Genomic DNA, 1,166 nt, shown 5'->3' on the forward strand with positions numbered 1-1,166 from the left:
GAAAACCTACATTTTTAAACTGCCCTTGACACGCTTATGTCTACCTATCCACCACCCTGAAAACGCGAAAGGGCTTAGACACTATTTAATATTTTTTAAAAAGTAACCTGATAAAACCAACCGGGATTCTATGAGTGAATGTGGTGCCAGTGAGCGGACATAAAAATAGACTTTATGAATATTATGTTAGACAAATAAATTGATTTTTTATTTTTAGGCCAATAGGGTATATCCTAGTGGCCGTTTTTAATTTTGTGATGTAACTAGATTTATAGATGTCCATTAGGATTCTCCAAATTAGACCCTGTAATAGTGATCCTACGTCAAGTTTTGGTACTAAAAGGTTAGCCGTTTATCCTAATTCTTTCGGTGTTATATCAGTTAATATAATTTTCAACTCTGAGGACTAAGTCCTCAAAACTAGTAAAACGTGTTTGAAAAATANGGTTTGGAGTATGAATGCCTAATCAGGTACCGCTTTAACAGGCCTTCATAAGCAATGCTGGTGTATTGAGAACCCATATCAGAATGCAAAAAGGTTGGATCATCAGTGAGCTTATTGGCAGCTTTATCGGTCGCATAACCGACAATCTTTTGATAAATAATTTGTAAAAGTAAGTCGGTATTTGAATGAATATGATAGATCCCATGACCATTAGAGCGCACATTTTCAGTAAATAATTGCCTAAGACCAATGGCCTTAACAAAATTGGCTACTAACACCAATCCGGAATCTGAAGATAAATGGCCACCATCATGAGTTAAAACTACTTGTTAGTTATTTTTTAAATGAATTTTCAATACGCTAAATATTGGAATCCCTCTCTTCGATTGCTTGTTGTGGTAACTTAAAGCGAACAGATTTGGCTTCCTTTTTCATCACCCAACGGGTAAAAAATAAAACTGCTGCATTGTATTGATATGGTAGTATCTATCGTGAATATCTGAGATCAATTGAATAATTCGGGCATCAGAATAGTTTTTTACAACATCGTAAAATTGATGGTTTAGTAAGCACAAAAACCACCACCTAAAATTAAGGTAGTGGTTTCCAGATCCAAATAATGACAATAATTAACTTTGATGAAAGAAGTTAATTTCATTTTAACTATTTTATTTTTAAATACAATACCTTAGAACCTGTTTAGAGTCTTACAAAGGCCCGA

The 1,166-nt window shown here is 34.0% G+C and carries 1 pseudogene; it reads right to left on the reverse strand.

The features are described from left to right. Positions 1 to 445: 445 nt before the first annotated feature. A pseudogene (locus FD47_RS16230) lies at positions 446 to 762 on the reverse strand (transposase); the annotation flags it as partial. Positions 763 to 1,166 lie beyond the last annotated feature (404 nt).

Source organism: Lentilactobacillus parafarraginis DSM 18390 = JCM 14109, from assembly GCF_001435895.1.
In the GTDB taxonomy this organism is placed as follows: domain Bacteria; phylum Bacillota; class Bacilli; order Lactobacillales; family Lactobacillaceae; genus Lentilactobacillus; species Lentilactobacillus parafarraginis.